This is a genomic window from Sinosporangium siamense (assembly GCF_016863435.1).
Lineage (GTDB): Bacteria > Actinomycetota > Actinomycetes > Streptosporangiales > Streptosporangiaceae > Sinosporangium > Sinosporangium siamense.
This window is the reverse complement of record NZ_BOOW01000059.1, coordinates 17,792-36,680: the sequence shown is the minus strand read 5'-3', so window position 1 is coordinate 36,680 and position 18,889 is coordinate 17,792. Positions and strand designations below refer to the sequence as shown.

The window sequence follows — 18,889 nt, the reverse complement described above, 5'->3', positions numbered from 1 at the left end:
CTCCACACCTGTCGGCCCCGCGGAGGGATCCGGTCCAGACAGGCGAAAGCCCGGTCTCCCTTGGGGAAACCGGGCTTCAGGTGTCTCAGCGGCCGCCCTCGCGGCCCTGAACGATTCCCGCGTCAGGGACGGGCCGCCAGGGGGACCGGGCGGGGCACGCGGGCGATGCCGGTGATGCGGTTGATCTCGCGCAGGGTGCGGAGGCGGTCGACCTCGGAGGTCCACATGGCGCCACGCGGGGTCGCCTTGGCCTTGCGGCGGCGGATGCGGTCGTCATAGGCCTTCACCCCGAAAGTGGCCCGCTGGCCCGCCTCGGCGGCACGCAGCGCGTCGGTGATGGCCCGGTCGAAGGCGAGCCCGGCGGCGCGCAGCTCCTCGGGCGTGGCCTCCGCGGCCTGCGCCTCGCGCAGGGCGAGCTCGGCCTCGCGCGCCGACTCCAGCACCTGGGGGAAGCCCTTCGCGACCTCCTGGTCGGCGTGGTAGCGAACCTCCGCCTCCCTGGTCACACGCGGACGGAAAAACGCCATCCTCTGCCCTTCCTCATCTTGGCCTCCTCGACCGGGTCAACCACCGGGCCGACGGGCGCTCCTCACTCCGGGGCCAGCGTACGCCGTCGGAGAGCCGGGTATGACAAGAGGTCGGCCAACTCGCGGGGCCGCGCCGTACCGACCCGTGGTTTCAGGGAGCAAGGCGGACGGATCACGAGTTCACATGTCGCCTCACGTGCCACAAATGCCGGTGAAATCCCCAGGCCATGGCCACTGCACCGTTCCACCCGTGCACGGGGACATTAGCGGGAGACATGTCACGCCAGCGTGACAAAGGTCAGGTTCCACCGGCTTCCGCCGTACCACAGCACGTGGATGCGACACGCGGGACGGGAATCCCTTACGCAGTAAGGTCAAGGCTGGCAGGATGCTCGTATGCCCGCCAAACGCCCGCCCGTGCCACTCTCACGGGAGCGCATCATCGACGCCGCGCTGCACATCGCCGACGGTCAGGGTCTGCGCCGGCTCACCATGCGCAGGCTTGGGGACGCCCTCCAGGTGGAGGCCATGGCGATCTACCATCATCTGCCTAGAGGCAAAAACGCGCTGATGGACGCCTTGGCGGAGCATGTGACCGCCGTGGTGGTGGAGCCGTCGGACGACGACTGGCGCGGGGTCGCCCGGCACTGGAGCCGGGCCTGCCGCGCCGCGCTCCGGGCGCATCCCGGGGTGCTCGCACTGGCGCTCACGACCCCGCCCAAGGGGCGTACGGCGGCGGCCATAAGGGAGCAGATCGACCAGCTTGACCGGGCGGGCCTCGCCGACGCCGGCGGCGCCGTCCATGCGCTCAGGGCCTATGTGTTCGGGAGTGTGGCGGTGGAGGTGCAGCAGTCGGGGTGGGCCGATCCCGACTCGGACGTGGAGCCCGGTCCGTGGCCCAGGTCCGACGCACGCGCGGATGCGGCGTTTGAGGAGGGTTTGGATGCCTTGCTCGATGGGTTGCAGCGCCGTCGCTCGCCATAAAAGTGCCTGGTAAAGGATGTGATGAGTCGCTTGCGGTCAACGGACTACCCGCGCTTATCATGAAGTTATACAAGTTGTGTCATAGATCACACCAAAGAGGGACCAGCCCAAGGGATCCCCCCCAACCTCCTCCTCTAACCGTCCTAAAGGGCTATGTCCCGCCCGGTGCGACACACGTCACAATTGCGGTATCCCACTACATGCCACCCAAGCTCACGGATCCACCCGGGATGCGTGAGCCAGACCGCTAGAGATTTCGGAGGCACGCCGATGTGCCCGCACCAGCCGACCTGTCCTCCCGCCGCAGCGCCGGACCGTGAGGCCGCTCGCACCCTCTCTGCTCACCCTGAGCAGGGCTGGAGCCTGCTTTGCAACGGTGTCGTCCTCTTCGAGGACACCGGTGAGATCCTGCCCGACGGCGCGGTCATCGCTCCCCACAGGCCCCTTCCACTGGTCGGAGCAGTTTAAACCTCTCCCCCAGCCACCCGGCCACGACCTCGCCCACTAGCGCGGGTGCCCGCTTAAGATCGTGCCCCTCCTGCGGCAACACGACCAGCCTGCTCACATCGGCCTCGTCAGGCACGCCGAAGGGATCCCGGTCGCCGTTCACGACCAGCACATCGGCCCCGGCATCGCGCAACTCACCCGCCCGAGAACGCTCAGGTCGCCCCGGCGGGTGAAGGGGAAAGGCCAGAGCGACCACGGCTTCCGCCCCTGCCGCACGAGCGGTGCGGCAGGCGACTCTGGCCCCATTGCTCCTCCCGCCCTGAACCAGGGGAACCCCCGGGAAACGCTTGACCAGCGTCTCGAGCACCACGAGCCACGCCTCGTCCTGTTTGACCGCCGACCCCGGCGCGCGCCTGCCGGCCAGCCGGAACGGCTGGGTCACCCGCGCCACCGCCACCCCCCGGCGGCACACCGCGGAACGCACCGCCAGCAGATCCACCGCCTCGACACTGCCGGCGGACCCGTGCGTCAGCACCAGCAGCAGCCCGGGGTCGGGCACCACGTCCAGCTCCACCCGTGCGGGCCCATGAGGTGTCTCAACCTCGTATCGCACGCTCTCGACAGCCCCATCGGCGTATGGCACAGCCTCACGCGGCGAGCCGCCGTCTGAACCACGGGCTGGAGTCACGACGGAAACGTTAGCGGATCCCCCCTCCCCCACCTCCGGCCGACCCCCTGCGTGTCTGGTGGGTGCGGTGGTTTCGATGGGTTTCGGGGGGTAGGTTCTGCCCGGCCTAGTGGGCTATCTGGATCAGGTTGCCGCAGGTGTCGTCGAGCACCGCCGTGGTCACCGGCCCCATGTCCGCGGGCGCCTGGGTGAAGCGCACCCCGAGCGCGCGCAGCCGCTCGTATTCCGCGTGAACGTCGTCGACGGCGAACGAGGTGAACGGGATGCCGTCGGCGACCAGCGCCTCCTTGAACGGCTTGGCCGCGGGGTGCTCGTCGGGTTCGAGGACGAGCTCGGTGCCGTCCGGGTCCTGCGGGGACACGACGGTGATCCACCGGTATCCACCCACCGGAACGTTGGTCTTCTCCTTGAAGCCAAGCACCTCGGTGTAGAACCGCAGCGCCTTCTCCTGGTCGTCGACGAGGACACTGGCCAGGTTGATTCTCATGTCGGTCCCTCTCGCCGGGTATCGGCCCCGGCGCCGACGGGGCCCCCGGAATCCTTCCCGGCCTTGTTGAGCCACCGTTCGACGATCGGTTCGAGCGGCGCGGTGTTGATGTAGTGGAACTTGTACCGGCCCTCGCGGCTGGTCTCGACGAGCCCCGCGGACTCCAGGACCTCAAGGTGCTGCGAGATCGCCTGCCGCGACAGGCACAGCCCGCGATTGGTCGTCAGGCGAGCGCAGATCTCGAAGAGCGTCTGCCCGTTCCGCTCGGTCAGCTCGTCGAGGATCGTGCGGCGCGTAGGATCGGCCAGGGCCTTGAAAACGTCTCCCACGTGGCCAAACCTTATGCAAGCAGCCACTTGCCCGTCAACGGATCACAGCCCGGCGATCTAGGGTGGTCCCGCCTCTCCCGCGCTCGGGGCAACCCGCCGGCAAGACAGCGGGCGGGCGTCGGCCATCTGGGAAACGTCAAGGCGACGTGCTGGGCGTATAGCCGGAACGCCGGCCCCCTACCCCGGTCACCTCCGCCGCGGCCGTCCGCCGAGTTCCGCGTGACCTGTGTTCCATGTGATCGAGGGCCGTCCGGGGCGGCCCTCGATCACGCGGAGGGTCCGGTACTAGCAGGTGCCGACACCGTCGAAGCGGCGCGGCTCGATCGGGATCTTGTGTTTGGCGGTTTCGTCGTGCCTGATGCTCATGCAGTGGCTGTCCGCGCCGAACGCCCAGAGGATCTTCACCCGGAGGTCGCGGTGGCACCCGTTCCTGGCATGGCCCGTCTGGGTCACCAACCCCCGGTTAACCCAGCCACGCACACAGCCCGGCGCGGGGCCCATGGCGACTATCCCCGCCTGGGCGCTCTGTGCTCCTGCCGCCGTCATAGGGCCGGTGCCGGACACCCCCGCCGCCCTCGCCGTCCCGGCTTCCGCGAGCCCTCCGGCCGTCGCCGTCACAGGGGTGACACCGAACAACCCCACCCCCGCCACCGTCGCGAGGACCACCGCAGTCTTCCTCATTCACGCCCCCTCAGCTGGCTGTGCCGTACGGATCGACCCGGCGGGCCGATCGCCACGAGGCCCCCGACCATAGCCACACGACACACGCGCCCCGCCCTTCCGGCACACCGAGTCACCCTCAGGTGTCACGCCTGAGGCGCCGCCGTACCGGCCTGCGAACCCGGCGGGGCGCCGTACCTGGTGGAACTCCCAAACCGGCGGGCCGTTCAGCCTGCCAGGTGATCTCCGGGAACCGCTCGGCGACCAGGGGCGCGGCAAGGGGCATGGGCCGGAGCGGATGGCACGAGAGACGGCCGGGCCCGACCTGGGCGGATGCCGCACGACGCCGATCCCGGCCGCGCCTTCCCGGGGCGGCAAATCCCGATCAGATCGGCCCTCGGCCCCGGCACAGCGGACAGTCGCCCCGAAACCCGAGTCAAGTCCGCGCGGCACCACAAGAGGCCGAAAGCCCCGATCACGGTGGGCTCATCGCCCGCGCACACCATGTAGCGAGATCCTGTGCGCAGCAATCGCCGCAGAAGGCTCAAGGGTCAGCCCACGGCCCAGGCAACAGGAGCCGTGGATCAGACCGTTACGCCCCGGTCGCGGCGGAGGGCGACCTCGTGGGCGAGTTCGACCTGTTCGTGGCCTAGGCCGTAGTTCCAGACGTGTTCGGCGTCCTCGTCGCGGCCGCGCAGGGGGAGGGTGCGGGCGAGGAGTTCGATGGCGAGGGCGGTGGCCGCCGTGTCGGTCTCGTCGGCCTCCTCGACGGCGGTGGTGAACTCGGCGCAGGCGAGCTCGAGGTGGGCTATGCCGAGGAGGACGCGCAGCCGGGGGGACTCGGCCGTCTCCGGGGAGGAGAGGGCGTGGACCAGCACGCCGGCGGCCTCGGCGGCCTCGCCCGCGGAAAGGAGGAGCTCGGCGAGGCGCTGGGCGGCCAGGGAGCCGATCTCGGGGTCGCCGGTGGAGATGGCGGCGCGCAGGGAGCGCTCGGCGGCCTCGCCGTCGCCTTCGTCCTCGGAGAGGCGGGCGAGGGCGAGGTGGGCGAGGGGCACGTAGGAGGCGTGGCCCGAGCCGAGGGCGGCCTGCCAGGCGGCCCTGGCCTGGTCGAACAGCTCGTCGCGCTCGAAGCCGCGGGCGAGGTGGCAGGCGGCCTGGGGGGCGAACTCGGGGTGGCCGGTGGCGAGGGCGATGCGGGCGGCGGCCCGCGCGGCCCCAAGGTCGCCGCTCTCCTCCAGGACCACGGCGAGGCCGACGGCGGCCTGGGCGCGGTCGGGACCCGTGTCGTCGTCCACCAACCGGCTGAGGATGTGCGCCGCCCCCGCGAGGTCTCCGCTCTCGGCCAGGGCCCTCGCGGTGGCGAGCGGCCCGTCCTCGCGCGGGCCCGCCTCGCCGTCCTCAGGCGGTGCGGGCGCTTCGGCCAGGGCTCCGTGGGGCAGGGTGCCAAGCTCTGGGGGCGTCATGGGCTCCTCCATAGACGATCACCCAGAGCTTAACGACTGGACCGGCCCGCGTCGCTCAACATGCGCAAACACATCTCGATCAAGGTACGGCGGAGCCGGACGCGGGCGCAGGACCGGGGATTCCGTTCCCACCTGGGCGAGACACGCTGCTACCACCGGCGATGGGGCGGAATAGGGGTACCCGGGAGACCAAACAACATCGGTTTCCACCGATGCAAACAAACAAGCCATATCCAAAGAATTCATGAGCCGAGGCCCGCGCACAACGAGCAAGGCCCGGACCCGGTCAAGCCGGGTCCGGGCCGGTTGTGCCCGGACAGGGGGAGGTCAGTCCTCGTAGTCCGTCAGCGGCGGGCAGGAGCAGACCAGGTTGCGGTCGCCGTAAGCCCCGTCGATGCGGCGCACCGGCGGCCAGTACTTGCCGTCGCGGAGCGAGGGCACCGGGTAGGCGGCCTCGGCCCGCGTGTAGGGGTGGGACCAGTCGCCGTCGATGAGGCAGGCGGCCGTGTGGGGGGCGCCCCGCAGGGGGTTGTCCTCGCGGTCGGACTCGCCGGAGGCGACCCGGTCGATCTCGCCCCGGATGGCGATCATGGCCTCGATGAACCTGTCCAGTTCGTCGAGGTCCTCGCTCTCGGTGGGCTCGATCATCAGGGTGCCCGCGACCGGGAAGGACATGGTCGGGGCGTGGAAGCCGTAGTCGATGAGGCGCTTGGCCACGTCGTCCACGGTGATCCCGGTCTCCTTGGTGATGCGGCGCAGGTCGATGATGCACTCGTGGGCGATCAGCCCGCCGCGCCCGGTGTAGAGCACCGGGTAGTGCGGGGCGAGCCGCTTGGCCACGTAGTTGGCCGACAGGATGGCCTGTTCGGTGGCGGCGCGGAGGCCGTCCCCGCCCATCAGGCGGACATATGCCCAGGAGATGGGCAGGACGCCGGCTGAGCCGTACGGCGCGGCCGAGACGGGGCCGACGGCTCCGCCGTCGATGAGGGGGTGGCCGGGGAGATAGGGGGCCAGGTGGCCGCGGACGGCGACGGGGCCGACGCCGGGCCCGCCTCCGCCGTGCGGGATGCAGAAGGTCTTGTGGAGGTTCAGGTGGGAGACGTCGGCCCCGAACTCGCCGGGCTTGGCGAGGCCGACGAGGGCGTTGAGGTTGGCGCCGTCGACGTAGACTTGGCCGCCCGCCTCGTGGACGCGCTCGCAGATCTCGGTGATCGTCTCCTCGTAGACGCCGTGGGTCGACGGATAGGTCACCATGATCGCCGAGAGGCGGTCGCGATGCTTGTCGATCTTCGCGTCGAGGTCGGCGAGGTCGACGTTGCCGCTGTCGTCGCAGGCGACCACGACGACGCGCATGCCCACCATGGCGGCGCTCGCGGCGTTGGTGCCGTGGGCGGACGACGGGATGAGGCACACGTCGCGCTCAAGGTCGCCCCGCGCCCGGTGGTAGGCGCGGATGGCCAGCAGCCCGGCGAACTCGCCCTGCGAGCCGGCGTTGGGCTGGAGCGACACGGCCTGGTAGCCCGTGACCTCGGCCAGCCAGCGCTCAAGGTCGCCGATCAGCTCCAGATAGCCCTCGGCCTGATCGGAGGGGGCGAAGGGGTGCAGCCCGGCGAACTCCGGCCAGCTGATCGGCTCCATCTCGACGGTGGCGTTGAGCTTCATCGTGCAGGAGCCGAGCGGGATCATGGACCGGTCGAGCGCGATGTCCTTGTCCTGCAGGGAGCGCAGGTAGCGCAGCATGGCGGTCTCGGACCGGTGGCTGTGGAAGACGGGGTGGGTGAGGAACTCCGAGGTGCGGGCGAGCTCGGCGGGCAAAGCGGCGGCGACCTCGGCGGGCTCGTCGGGTGTGCCGCCGAACGCCTCCCACACGAGCCTCAGCGTCTCGGGCGTGGTGGTCTCGTCGCAGGAGACGCCCACGTGGTCCCCGTCGACGGGACGCAGGTTGACCCCGCGCACGCGCGCGGCCTCGACGACCTCGGCGGCGCGTCCGGGCACCCGGGCCATGACGGTGTCGAAGAACCGGTCGTGCACGATCTCCACGCCGAGGGCGCGCAGCCCGGCGGCGAGCGTCGCGGCCCTGTGGTGGACGCGGCGGGCGATGCGGACGAGGCCCTCAGGGCCGTGGTAGACGGCGTACATCCCGGCGACGACGGCGAGCAGCACCTGGGCGGTGCAGATGTTGCTGGTGGCCTTCTCGCGGCGAATGTGCTGTTCACGGGTCTGGAGGGCCAGGCGGTAGGCGAGCCTGCCGTCGGCGTCCTGCGACACCCCGACGAGCCGGCCGGGCATCTGCCGCTGGAGGCCCTCGCGCACGGCCATGAACGCCGCGTGCGGGCCGCCGAAGCCGAGTGGGACGCCGAAGCGCTGGGAGGAGCCGACGACGATGTCTGCTCCCTGCTCGCCCGGCGAGGTGAGCAGGGTGAGGGCGAGCAGGTCGGCCGCCGCGATCACGAGGGCGCCGCCCGCCTTGGCGGCCTCGGCGAGCTCGCGGAAGCCGGCGACGCGGCCGGAGGCGCCGGGATATTGCACGAGCACGCCGAAGCACTCGGGGAGCGGGGCGGCCAGGTCGTGTTCGACCAGCTCAATGCCGAGGGGTTCGGCGCGAGTCGCCAGGACGGCCTTGGTCTGCGGCAGCGTGTCGGCGTCCACCACGAAGACGTTGTTCTTGACCCGGCTGGTCCGGCGGGCAAGGGTCATGGCCTCGGCGGCAGCCGTACCCTCGTCGAGCAGGGAGGCGCCCGCGACGTCGAGGCCGGCCAGGTCGGCGACCACGGTCTGGAAGTTGATCAAAGCCTCGAGGCGGCCCTGGGAGATCTCGGGCTGGTAGGGCGTGTAGGCGGTATACCACCCGGGGTTCTCCAGCACGTTGCGGCGGATCACCGCCGGGGTCACCGTGTCGTGGTAGCCAAGCCCGATCATGGAGGTCAGCACGCGGTTCTTGGCGGCCAGGGCGCGCAGGGCGGCGGTGACCTCCGTCTCGCTGACGGCGTCGGCGAGTCTCAGCCCGTCCTTGCTTCTGATGGCCTCGGGCACGGCGGCGGCGACCAGGTCGGCGACTGTCTCAAACCCCACCGTCTCCAGCATGCGGGCCTGCTCCTTCGGAGCGGGACCGATGTGGCGGGCGGAGAACGGCGGGGAGGAAAGATCGTTGAGCGGGAATCGGTCAGTCATGGGCGATGCCTCCCGAGGCGTCATGACAGGTGCGGAGAGGTACGGCGGGCGTCGCGCGTCCGGGTCTCCCCCTCTGTCCTCCGCAACGAGTGCATCGCGACCTGAGAGCTTCATCCCCAAATCGGCTCATATACGGGACTCAATATATGAGCAGACCTCAGGATTTGCACCGTCGGTGAGACACACCTGGCGGGCGCGTCTACTTTCCAGAGTTGCCTCGCCTGTGCGGTACCCGCTGCCTGAGAGATTCCGGGGAGGGTTGCTCCTTCGGCGCCCCGGGTGGCCTGTCACAGCCCCCGAAGACTCTCCCGCACAAGGTCGTCAGCTTCGCCCACCACTCTACAAGCAGCCATATCCCTGACGAATATGACACCCCGTTGGTATTACTCCACAGAAGGGAGAAATCCCTCCGACCCCGTTCTCGGCCGTGCCCCCGGCCGGATCACGGAATCAGCCCGAGCGGCGCGCGCGGCGACGCTGGGCCAGCTCGTCGCCCGGATGCTCTGCGGCGTCGCCGGGCTCCGCCTCCGCCCGCTCTCCGGGCAACTCCGCCAGGGAGCCCTCCACCTCGCGCCACACTCTGCCGAGGGCTATGCCGAACACGCCCTGCCCGCCCTGGAGCAGGTCGATCACCTCGTCGGCCGAGGTGCACTCGTAGACGCTCACACCGTCGCTCATCAGCGTGATCTGCGCCAGATCGCTTATGCCGCGGTCACGCAGGTGCTGAACCGCGGTGCGAATCTGCTGAAGCGAGACCCCTGTGTCCAGGAGCCGCTTGACGACCTTGAGCACCAAGATGTCACGGAAACTGTAAAGCCGCTGCGACCCCGAACCGTGCGCGGCCCGGATGCCGGGCTCCACCAGACCGGTGCGCGCCCAGTAGTCGAGCTGACGGTAGGTGATGCCGGCCGCGGCGCATGCCGTTGGACCGCGATAACCGATGCCCGTGGGCAGGGCCGACGGCTGCCCGTCGAAGAGCAGGCCCTGTTCACCGGCGCGCTGAAGCGCTGTCTCACGCCGCACCTGATCGTCCTGGCCGGCCGTCTTACCCTCGCCGCTGCTGACCGCCACGCGGACCTCCGGCTTTCTCTCATCCTGTGGTCTGATCTGGGGGTTCGTGAATGACAACCACAGGGTTCACTTGCACCGTAGGACCGGGGCCATTCTCAGTCAACGATCCCGCTCGGCGCGTCGTGAAGCGTAAATGCACTGAAATACCTACCCCGCCCGCCCGAAGTCGTCGGGGCTGATCGTGTCGAGGAACTCGCGGAACTTCTCCACCTCGTCTTCCTGATCGTCTGGGACGGTGACTCCGGCCTCACTCACCACCTCCTCGCTGGCGAAGATGTGGGCCCCCGTGCGCAGCGCGAGAGCTATGGAGTCAGAAGGCCGGGCACTTACCTCCACGCCGTTGGAGAAGACGAGGTCTGCGAAGAAAATGCCGTCCCGGAGCGCGACGATGTTGACGTTGCGCAGCCGTACACCGAGGGCGTTGAGCACGTCCCGGAAGAGATCATGGGTCAGCGGCCGGGGAGGGGGCTCCTCGGACTGGGCCATGGCGATGGCTGTCGCCTCGGTCATGCCTATCCAAATAGGGAGATAGCGATCCCCATTAGCCTCCTTGAGCAAGACAATCGGCTGATTGGAGGGCATCTCCACTCGAACGCCCACGACCTCCATCTGCAACACGGGCTGCTCCGTCTCACTCTGTCACTGGTCGCTCAACTCGCTGGCGCACAGGTGGCGTAGGAATGGGGGGGTGCGCTCATCCCTCATCCCATTTCAACGTAACACCAGAAGCGCCTCGAATGCCCCAGCGGGTCACTGTCCGAGCACACTGCGGACACCAGCGCGCACCAGAGCGCCGTGCAGATCGAGGAGAAGACCGGCGATCTCGCGTGCCGACTCCTCGGCCTCCCCCTTCGCGCCGGGGCCCCTGCGCCGCAGGAGAGGCGCCACGGCCTGCTCCACGAGCCCCGCCTCACGCTCGGCCGCCGCCCTGACGGCGCGTAGATGGCGCGGGTGGAAACCGAACCGGGCCAGCGCCCCGACACTGCGCGCGACCGCCAGCGCCTCCTCGTCGTAGCGCCTGGCCACCGCCTGCAGCAAGCCGTATTCCTCAAGCTCGTCCAGCATCTCCTCGGGGAGATCGGCGGCGGCGAGGAACTCCTCACGGCTGAGGCGGCGCTCGGGCTCGGGCCGGGCCACACCGGACGCGCCGGCCTCACGCAGGCCGTGCGGCCGGGTCCTGCCGTCGGCGCCGAGGGCTTCGAGATGGTCCTTGATCACGCGCAGGGGAAGATATTGGTCACGCTGAGCGGTCAGGATGTAACGCAGCCGATCGACGTCGGCGTGGGTGAATCTACGGAAACCCGATGGGCTCCGCTCCGGCTCTATGAGCCCCTCCCCCTCAAGGAAGCGGATCTTGGAAACCGTGACATCGGGGAACTCGCCCTGGAGCAGGGCGAGAACCTCCCCGATGCTCATGTGCGAGCGCGCGGCCTGCGAGCTCATGGCCCGCCGGAACCGCTGAGGAACACCAGCCGGAACTTGCCGACCTGAACCTCGTCTCCGCCGAAGAGGGCGGACTCCTCAATGCGCTCCCGGTTGACATAGGTGCCGTTGAGGCTCCCGACGTCACGCACCGTGAACTGCCCCGCCGGCCCCCGGGTGAACTCGGCGTGCCGCCGGGAGACGGTGATGTCGTCCAGGAAGATGTCGCTCTCCGGATGGCGCCCCACCGTGGTGAGGTCGCGGACCAGCTGGAAGCGGCTGCCTTCGTTGGGGCCCCGCATCACCACCAGGATGCCCCCTCCGGGGGGCACCTGATCGGCGACGGGGCGCTCGGCGACAAGCGCGCCCCCGGCCTCGGCCTCATATGCCTCGATGCCTGCGATGGAGATCGTTGAGGTGGTGTCACCCAGCGACTCCACGCGATTCAACGGAGATCCACATCGTGAACAGAAACGGGCGCCTTCGGGGTTGGCATGACCGCACTGCGTGCAGTAGACGCTCGGCATCGATCGGCTCGGCCTCCTACCGCGAAGAGGCGGTGTTGGTGCTCCGGGGCTGGGCGCCTCGCTCTTCGCTTCTCAACTTATGGTGGTACAAGACTGTCTCATGGTGACGCTTCAAGACTGCGAATGCCGAAACTTACGCTGATGAGACGCAAAGGTCAAGGCGGGCGGTCCGGGGGGTGGCACGGTGCTGACTGGGGTCGGAGTGGAACGGGGTCGGACGGTAGACAAAGGTACCGCGCCGCCGGGATCGAGGTCCACGCCGCCGCGCCGCCGATGATCATTTGGTGACCCGGCTCACCCCTCCGAGGCCCCCTCCACGACCCTGGCCCAGTGTTCCAGCAACGCCTGGGCTCCGTCGACGTCCTGCGCCTCGGCCCACAGGTGGGTGACGGCCTCGGCGGGATCGGGCAGCACCAGCGTCCACCCCTCCTCGGTGACCACTCTCACCCCGTCGGTGGTGTCGACCGCCAGCCCCTCCGCGGCCTCGAGCACCGAGCGCATCACGGCCCCCTTCGCGGCCCACGGGGTGGGAACCGTACGCTTGAGCAGCCTTGCCTCGGGGATGCGCGCGTCGATCTGGCTCAGCGACAGGCGCGTGCGCGCCACCAGCCCGAGCAGCCGCAGGAAGACCGCCATGCCGTCCATCGTCGGGCCGAACTCCGGCACGATGAAGCCGCCCCTCCCGTCGGCGGCGAAGATCATGCCGGGCGAGGCCGCGGCCGAGGTCAGCGCGTCGATCGCGGTGGAGGTCCACTGCACGCGCACCCCGTGGAAGCCGCACACCTGGCCCGCCACCCGCGTCGTCGTCACCGGCAGCGCCACCCGGCCCGAGCCCCGCTCGGCCGCCACCAGGTCGAGCACGACGAGCAGGGCCCGCTCGTCGCTGATCAGCCGGCCGGTCTCGTCGACAAGTGCCACACGCTCGCCCACCGGGTCGAACCGTACGCCGAAGGCCGCCCTGGACGATCCCACAAGATCGGCCAGTCGCTGCAGGTCGCGGCGGCGCTCGGCGAGCGTCTCCGTCGGGTGGGCGTCGGACAGGCGCGCGTTGACGGTGAGCACGTCCACCCCGACCCGGCCGAGCAGGGTCGGCAGGACCAGCGAGGACGTGCCGCCCGCGCAGTCGACGACGACCTTCAGCTCGGCCTCCGGCAACCCCGTCATGTCGACGCAGCGCAGCAGCTCCCTGGCGTAGTCCTCCACGGCCCTGGCGGGAAAGCGCAGCTCGGCGATCTCCCCGGGGAAGGCGCGGCGGAACTCCTGGCGGGAGTAGACGCGTTCCAGTCTGCGCTGGGCGGCGGGTGAGAGGTCCGCGCCGCTGCCGTCCATGAAGACGATGTCCACGCTCTGCGGGTCGCCCGGCGTGGTGCGCAGCGCGATGCCGCCCTCGGCGGTCTCGCGGGAGGTGTGGAAACGCGCGACGGGCAGCGGGCCGGCCTCCAGGTCGATCACGTTGATCGCGCTGGCGTTGAGTGCGCTGATCACCGCGCGTTTGAGCGCCCGGGCCGCCCGCGAGGAGTCGCGGGAGGTCACCACCGAGCTGCCCTTCTTCATAGTGGTGGCATAGGCGCTGGCGAGCCGCACGCACAGCTCCGGGGTGATCTCCACGTTGACCAGGCCGGACACCCCGCGCGGGCCGAACAGCCCGCGCTGGCCGCGCGACTCCCAGATCACGCTGGTGTTGACCAGGGCGCCTGCCTCGATGGTCTTGAACGGGTAGACCTTGACGCCCGAGGTGATGTACGCCTCGGACTCGATGACGCACTCGTCGCCGACGACCGCGCCCTCCTCGATGCGTGCCCCCGTCATGATGTCGGTGTTCTTGCCGACGACGCAGCCGCGCAGGTTGGCACTCGGGCCGACGTAGACGTTGTCGTGCACGATCGCGCGGTGCAGGAAGGCCCCCTCGCGGACGACCACGTTGCTGCCGAGCACCGTGAACTCCCGCAGCTCGGCCCCCGCCTCCACCTTCGCGTAGTCGCCGATGTAGAGCGGGCCCTTGAGCACCGCCTCGGCGTCGACGGAGGCCCCCTCGGCGACCCAGACCCCCGGTGAGAGTTCGAACCCGGACAGGTCCAGCCGCAACCTGCCGGACAGGGCGTCTGCCTGCGCCTTCAGGTAGCTTTCGTGCGTGCCGACGTCCTCCCAGTAGCCCTCGGCGACATATCCGAAGAGCGCCGCCCCCTTTCGCAGCAGGCGGGGGAACACGTCGGCGGACCAGTCGACGCGCTCCCCGACCGCCACCTCGTCCAGCACCTCGGGCTCCATCACGTAGATCCCGGTGTTGACGGTGTCGGAGAACACCTGGCCCCAGGTGGGCTTCTCCAGGAAACGCTGCACCTTGCCGTGGTCGTCGACGATGATGATGCCGAACTCCAGCGGGTTCGGCACCCGCTTCAGGCCGATGGTGACCAGGGCGTCGTTCTCGCGGTGGAAGCGCACCATATCGGTGAGGTCGATGTCGGTGAGGGCGTCGCCGGAGATCACCAGGAAGCTCTCGTCGCGCAGCATGGCAGCGGCGTTCTTGACGCTTCCCGCGGTGCCGAGCGGCACCTCCTCGGTGGCGTAGTGCAGGCTCATGCCGAGTTCGCCGCCGTCGCCGAAATAGTTGCGGATCAGTGCGGCGAGGAACTGTACGGTGACCACGGTCTCGGTGAGTCCGTGACGTTTGAGCAGCCGGAGCACGTGCTCCATGATCGGCCGGTTGAGGATGGGAAGGAGGGGCTTGGGCTGGTTGGCCGTCATCGGCCGCAGCCTGGTGCCTTCGCCGCCGGCCATCACGACTGCCCTCACGACGTCACCTCCGTTCGGAACCCTGCCCTTGCCGATCTTGCGTGTGCTGGTCCTGGGGGTTCTGACCTTGGGGGTCCTGGGGGATGTGGCCTTGGGGGTCTTGGCGGCTCTGGCCCTGCACGTCTTGGCCCTGGATGCTTGGGTGCTGGGTGTCCTGGCTCTGCACCTGCTGCCGACCTTGGTTCCCGCGGGACTCCGCTCTGACGCCGCGGATCAGTGACACGGCCTGCCACATGTAGAGCAGCCCGGCCCACCAGTAAAGTCCCGTGCCCCAGATCGCGAAAGCCCAGCCCGCGACGGCAGCCGGCTCGGAATACCAGCCCGGGTGGGAGGCGAGGAAGAGCAGCGGGAACGCGTACATCAGGTTCGCCGTGGCGGCCTTGCCGAGGAAATGGACAGGTGGGGGGCCGTAGCCGTACTCCCGGAGAACCGCCAGGAACGGGAGCATCACGATGTCCCTGGCGACCACCAGGAAGGCGAGCCACCAGGGGATGGCCTCGCGCAGCACCAGCCCGAGGAGGGTGGCGAGGATGTAAAGCCGGTCCGCCAGCGGGTCGATCAGCCGGCCGAGTTTGCTCGTCTGATTCCAGGCGCGGGCCAGCTTGCCGTCGAGCCAGTCCGAGAAGCCCGCGAGCATCAGGAGCAGGATCGCCCACCCGTCGGCCTGAGGCCCGAGCACGAGCCACAGGAACACCGGCACCCCGAGCAGGCGCAGAAAGCTCAGCGCGTTGGGAACCGTCCAGATCCGATCCTCGGCGGATTCCACTCTTCCCCCTCTGTGTTTCTGAATCCCGACCCTATACATGTGCTGTTGCCGGTGTTGATGCCGACGCCACGCGTCGCGACTCGGGGATCCCTCATGTCACCACCTGCCCCATGTGAGGGATTTTGGATTCACTATCCCTCCAATGAACCGTATGTCGGGAGATCTACCCCTCTGGCGCATCCTGGAGCGAAGCGCTAGCGTTTTCGATCGTCCAACGCGGGAGCCCGGTACGACCGGGCTGAGAGGGCGGCTGAGATCAGGGCCGCCGACCGCCAGAACCTGCTCCGGGTCATTCCGGCGAAGGGAGTTTGCGCGATGACCGCTGCGCGTGCGGGCAAGATCTACCTGGACGGGCCGAACGGGCTACGTGTGCCCATGCGTGAGATAACGCTCAGCAACGGCCACCGGGTGGAGCTCTACGACACCTCCGGCCCCTACACCGACCCCCACGTGGCGACCGACGTCCGGCGGGGGCTTCCGGCGCTCCGCCAACCGTGGATCATCGGCCGCGGGGACGTCTCCCGCTACGACGGGCGGCCCCCCACACCCGCCGACGACGGCAGGCGGGAAAGCCCGGACGAGGCCGCCTTCCAGGGCGAGAGGCGGCGCCCCCTGCGGGCGGCGTCCGCCCCGGTGACCCAGCTCGCCTACGCCAGGCGCGGCGAGATCACTCGCGAGATGGAGTTCGTCGCCCTCCGTGAGGGGGTCACACCGGAGTTCGTCCGGTCCGAGATCGCCGCCGGACGGGCGATCATCCCGGCGAACGTCAACCACCCCGAGTCCGAGCCGATGATCATCGGCCGCAACTTCCTCGTGAAGATCAACGCCAACATCGGCAACTCCGCGGTCACCTCCTCGATCGAGGAGGAGGTGGACAAGATGACGTGGGCGACCCGCTGGGGCGCCGACACCGTGATGGACCTGTCCACCGGCCGCGACATCCACACCACCCGTGAGTGGATCATCAGGAACTCCCCCGTGCCCATCGGCACCGTGCCGATCTACCAGGCGCTGGAGAAGGCCGGCGGCCGGGCCGAGGACCTGTCGTGGGAGGTCTACCGCGACACCCTCGTCGAACAGTGCGAGCAGGGCGTCGACTACTTCACCGTGCACGCCGGCGTGCGGCTCGCCTACGTGCCGCTCACCGCGCGCCGCACGACCGGGATCGTCTCGCGAGGCGGTTCGATCATGGCCGCCTGGTGCCTCGCCCACCACCGCGAAAGCTTCCTCTACGAGCACTTCGACGACATCTGCGAGATTCTCGCCGCCTACGACGTGGCCTTCTCCCTGGGAGACGGCCTGCGGCCCGGCTCCATCGCCGACGCCAACGACGAGGCCCAGTTCGCCGAACTCCGCACGATGGGCGAACTCACCAAGATCGCCTGGGAGCACGACGTGCAGGTCATGATCGAAGGGCCCGGCCACGTGCCGATGCACAAGGTGAAGGAGAACGTCGACCTCCAACGCGAACTCTGCGCGGACGCCCCGTTCTACACCCTCGGCCCCCTCGTGACCGACATCGCCCCCGGCTACGACCACATCACCTCCGCGATCGGCGCGGCCATGATCGGATGGTACGGCACAGCCATGTTGTGCTACGTCACCCCCAAGGAACACCTCGGCCTGCCGAACCGCGACGACGTCAAAACCGGCGTGATCACCTACAAGATCGCCGCGCACGCCGCCGACCTGGCCAAAGGCCACCCCGGCGCCCAGGCCCGCGACGACGCGCTGTCGGCGGCGAGGTTCGAGTTCCGGTGGGAGGACCAGTTCGAGCTTTCCCTTGACCCCGACACCGCCCGATCGTTCCACGACGAAACGCTGCCCGCGGCGCCGGCCAAGACGGCGCATTTCTGCTCGATGTGCGGGCCGAAGTTCTGCTCCATGAAGATCTCCCACGATGTCAGGCGCTTCGCCGAGGAACGCGGGCTCAACACCGTCGAGGCGTTGGAGGCGGGGATGCGGGAGAAGTCCGAGGAGTTCACGCGGTCGGGCGGGAGGGTCTACCTGCCGGTGACGGAGGCTTGATCCAGCCGCAGATCCGGAGGCGGATCGGCGGGTCGTCCGGGGGCAGGGTCCGCCCCCGGACGACCGGCCGTGTCCGCCGGTGACAGAAGTGTGCCCCCCGCCGAGGGCCGGCAGGCCATCCGGGAAAGGACTTCACCCCCGGCCGGGCCGCACGGCGTGTCCGCGGGTGACGGAAGTGTGCCCCCGGCGCCCGCGTGCCCGCCTCGCGGGCCGCGGCGCCGGGAGGGTGGCGTCCACCTGGACGGCAGGGTACGCCTTCCCGCGCCGGACATCGGCCCCATGCTGTGAGCACGCTGTGAGCGGACCCCGCGGGCGCGGGCACACCGCCTCGGAACCCTCCAGAACCCCTTAGAGTCTGGTCATGCCCAACGACAAGGCGCTCTTCCTGGGACAGTTTCTGCGCTCCCCCTCGATCGTCGGCGCCATCGCGCCAAGCTCGCGCAAGCTCGCCCAGGCCGTCACCGCCCCCCTCCCGGAGAACGGCGATCCCGTGATCGTCGAGCTCGGACCGGGCACGGGGCCGTTCACGGCCGAGATCCAGCGCAGGCTCAACGGGCGCGGCCACCACCTGGCCGTCGAGATCAACGCCCCCATGGCGAAACTGCTGTCCGAGCGTTTCCCCAGCGTCGACGTGGTCGTGGGCGACGCTTGCGAACTCCCCAAGATGCTGGCCGACCGCGGCCTCACCAAGGCCGACGTGATCGTCAGCGGCCTCCCGTGGGCGGCGTTCCCCCAGGCACTGCAATTGCGGCTTATGTCCGCCGTGACCACTGTCCTCGCCCCCGACGGCGCGTTCACCACCTTCGCCTACGTGCACGCACTGCAGCTCACCCCCGCCAAACGGTTCCGGCGGCTGCTGTCCACCACCTTCGAGGAGGTCGTGGCCGGACGCACGGTGTGGGGAAACATGCCCCCGGCGTTCGTCTACAACGCGAGGCGTGCTCGCACCCGATCGGCCTGACGCGAATAGGCTCCTTGTCGTCCGACATATGCGACAAGGAGCCCAAATCCGTGGTCACCATTCGTCTTGCCACTCCGGACGACGCACCGGCACTGCACAAACTGATAACCGGCCTCGCCGGCCAGCAGAACCTGCTTGACCATGTGACCGTCACCCCCGGGCAACTGGCCGGCGTCCTCGCCCGCCCCGAAGCCGGCTCCCTGCTGGCCGAGGAGGACGGGCGCGCGATTGGATACGTTTCGTGGGTGCGCTCGGTGAGCTTCTGGCTCGGCAGTGAATACATCCATTTGGACGACCTCTACGTCACCGAGGACATGCGAGGCCGCGGCGTCGGCGAACGCCTGATGCGCACGCTCGCCGACCTCAACCCGGACACGGTGATCCGCTGGGAAGTCCAACAGGACAACATCGCCGCCCAACGCTTCTACGAGCGGCTGGGAGCAAAGATCCTCTTCCGCGGCGTCTGCAACTGGCGCCCCTAGCAGGGGAACCCCGCACGGCCCGGCCCACACTCCAAGATCCAGGGCGCGAAGCGCATGAGCGCCGCAGGCCAGCCGAAGGACGG

The 18,889-nt window shown here is 69.4% G+C and carries 18 protein-coding genes and 2 riboswitches; of the genes, 5 read left to right on the top strand and 13 right to left on the bottom strand.

Annotated features, from left to right (window positions below; genetic code table 11):
• Positions 1 to 122: 122 nt before the first annotated feature.
• On the bottom strand, positions 123 to 527 hold the full coding sequence (locus Ssi02_RS37420) for a hypothetical protein (protein WP_204033347.1): 405 nt from the start codon (positions 525 to 527) through the stop codon (positions 123 to 125).
• Between the two features lie 396 nt (positions 528 to 923).
• On the opposite strand from Ssi02_RS37420, the gene Ssi02_RS37415 reads away from it, so the two are divergent.
• Together Ssi02_RS37415 and Ssi02_RS39170 are read left to right on the top strand one after the other, a co-directional pair.
• A complete protein-coding gene (locus tag Ssi02_RS37415) occupies positions 924 to 1,511 on the top strand; it encodes a TetR/AcrR family transcriptional regulator C-terminal domain-containing protein (protein WP_204033342.1) in 588 nt (195 codons plus the stop codon).
• Positions 1,512 to 1,781: 270 nt separating this feature from the next.
• Positions 1,782 to 1,979 carry a DUF5999 family protein gene (locus Ssi02_RS39170; protein WP_239130381.1) on the top strand — a complete coding sequence of 66 codons (198 nt, stop codon included), beginning with the start codon at positions 1,782 to 1,784 and terminating at the stop codon, positions 1,977 to 1,979.
• Here Ssi02_RS39170 and Ssi02_RS37410 read toward each other — a convergent pair.
• The 12 genes from Ssi02_RS37410 to clsA form a co-directional block, all read right to left on the bottom strand.
• Entirely contained in the window at positions 1,936 to 2,571 is a 636-nt protein-coding gene (locus tag Ssi02_RS37410; protein ID WP_204033330.1) for an alpha/beta hydrolase family protein, read from the bottom strand. The genes Ssi02_RS39170 and Ssi02_RS37410 overlap by 44 nt on opposite strands.
• Positions 2,572 to 2,752: 181 nt before the next feature.
• Positions 2,753 to 3,133 (bottom strand): VOC family protein, encoded by a 381-nt coding sequence (locus tag Ssi02_RS37405; RefSeq protein ID WP_204033317.1) that lies wholly within the window; start codon positions 3,131 to 3,133, stop codon positions 2,753 to 2,755.
• Positions 3,130 to 3,462, bottom strand: coding sequence for an ArsR/SmtB family transcription factor (locus tag Ssi02_RS37400; protein WP_204033312.1), 333 nt, complete (start codon positions 3,460 to 3,462; stop codon positions 3,130 to 3,132). Before Ssi02_RS37400 ends, Ssi02_RS37405 begins: the two co-directional genes overlap by 4 nt.
• 285 nt (positions 3,463 to 3,747) lie before the next feature.
• On the bottom strand, positions 3,748 to 4,143 hold the full coding sequence (locus tag Ssi02_RS37395) for an alpha-amylase inhibitor (protein ID WP_204033309.1): 396 nt from the start codon (positions 4,141 to 4,143) through the stop codon (positions 3,748 to 3,750).
• 563 nt (positions 4,144 to 4,706) lie between these two features.
• Positions 4,707 to 5,585 carry a tetratricopeptide repeat protein gene (locus Ssi02_RS37390; protein ID WP_204033308.1) on the bottom strand — a complete coding sequence of 293 codons (879 nt, stop codon included), beginning with the start codon at positions 5,583 to 5,585 and terminating at the stop codon, positions 4,707 to 4,709.
• A 327-nt stretch (positions 5,586 to 5,912) separates the two neighbouring features.
• On the bottom strand, positions 5,913 to 8,756 hold the full coding sequence (gcvP, locus tag Ssi02_RS37385) for an aminomethyl-transferring glycine dehydrogenase (RefSeq protein ID WP_204033303.1): 2,844 nt from the start codon (positions 8,754 to 8,756) through the stop codon (positions 5,913 to 5,915).
• Positions 8,757 to 8,972: 216 nt separating this feature from the next.
• Positions 8,973 to 9,077, bottom strand: a riboswitch (glycine riboswitch).
• Positions 9,078 to 9,206: 129 nt separating this feature from the next.
• Positions 9,207 to 9,827 carry a MerR family transcriptional regulator gene (locus Ssi02_RS37380; RefSeq protein WP_204033297.1) on the bottom strand — a complete coding sequence of 207 codons (621 nt, stop codon included), beginning with the start codon at positions 9,825 to 9,827 and terminating at the stop codon, positions 9,207 to 9,209.
• A 147-nt stretch (positions 9,828 to 9,974) separates the two neighbouring features.
• The gene (locus tag Ssi02_RS37375) at positions 9,975 to 10,445 is read right to left on the bottom strand and encodes a bifunctional nuclease family protein (RefSeq protein WP_204033292.1); all 471 of its coding nucleotides are present in this window, start codon (positions 10,443 to 10,445) and stop codon (positions 9,975 to 9,977) included.
• 132 nt (positions 10,446 to 10,577) lie between these two features.
• On the bottom strand, positions 10,578 to 11,270 hold the full coding sequence (gene ftsR / locus Ssi02_RS37370; RefSeq protein ID WP_204033280.1) for a transcriptional regulator FtsR: 693 nt from the start codon (positions 11,268 to 11,270) through the stop codon (positions 10,578 to 10,580).
• Complete coding sequence (locus Ssi02_RS37365; RefSeq protein WP_204033274.1) at positions 11,267 to 11,776, bottom strand: FHA domain-containing protein; 510 nt, start codon at positions 11,774 to 11,776, stop codon at positions 11,267 to 11,269. Before Ssi02_RS37365 ends, ftsR begins: the two co-directional genes overlap by 4 nt.
• A 294-nt stretch (positions 11,777 to 12,070) precedes the next feature.
• Positions 12,071 to 14,569: a mannose-1-phosphate guanyltransferase gene (locus tag Ssi02_RS37360; protein WP_204033268.1), complete on the bottom strand. Its 2,499-nt coding sequence runs from the start codon at positions 14,567 to 14,569 to the stop codon at positions 12,071 to 12,073.
• Between the two features lie 4 nt (positions 14,570 to 14,573).
• On the bottom strand, positions 14,574 to 15,335 hold the full coding sequence (gene clsA, locus Ssi02_RS37355; protein ID WP_373870263.1) for a cardiolipin synthase ClsA: 762 nt from the start codon (positions 15,333 to 15,335) through the stop codon (positions 14,574 to 14,576).
• Positions 15,336 to 15,541: 206 nt separating this feature from the next.
• Positions 15,542 to 15,658, top strand: a riboswitch (TPP riboswitch).
• On the opposite strand from clsA, the gene thiC reads away from it, so the two are divergent.
• The 3 genes from thiC (at position 15,651) to Ssi02_RS37340 (ending at position 18,806) form a co-directional block, all read left to right on the top strand.
• Positions 15,651 to 17,363 (top strand): phosphomethylpyrimidine synthase ThiC, encoded by a 1,713-nt coding sequence (thiC, locus tag Ssi02_RS37350; RefSeq protein ID WP_204033256.1) that lies wholly within the window; start codon positions 15,651 to 15,653, stop codon positions 17,361 to 17,363. It overlaps the preceding riboswitch by 8 nt.
• A 361-nt stretch (positions 17,364 to 17,724) precedes the next feature.
• On the top strand, positions 17,725 to 18,324 hold the full coding sequence (locus Ssi02_RS37345) for a class I SAM-dependent methyltransferase (protein ID WP_204033250.1): 600 nt from the start codon (positions 17,725 to 17,727) through the stop codon (positions 18,322 to 18,324).
• 50 nt (positions 18,325 to 18,374) lie between these two features.
• Positions 18,375 to 18,806, top strand: coding sequence for a GNAT family N-acetyltransferase (locus Ssi02_RS37340; RefSeq protein WP_204033245.1), 432 nt, complete (start codon positions 18,375 to 18,377; stop codon positions 18,804 to 18,806).
• The last annotated feature ends 83 nt before the right edge of the window (positions 18,807 to 18,889 follow it).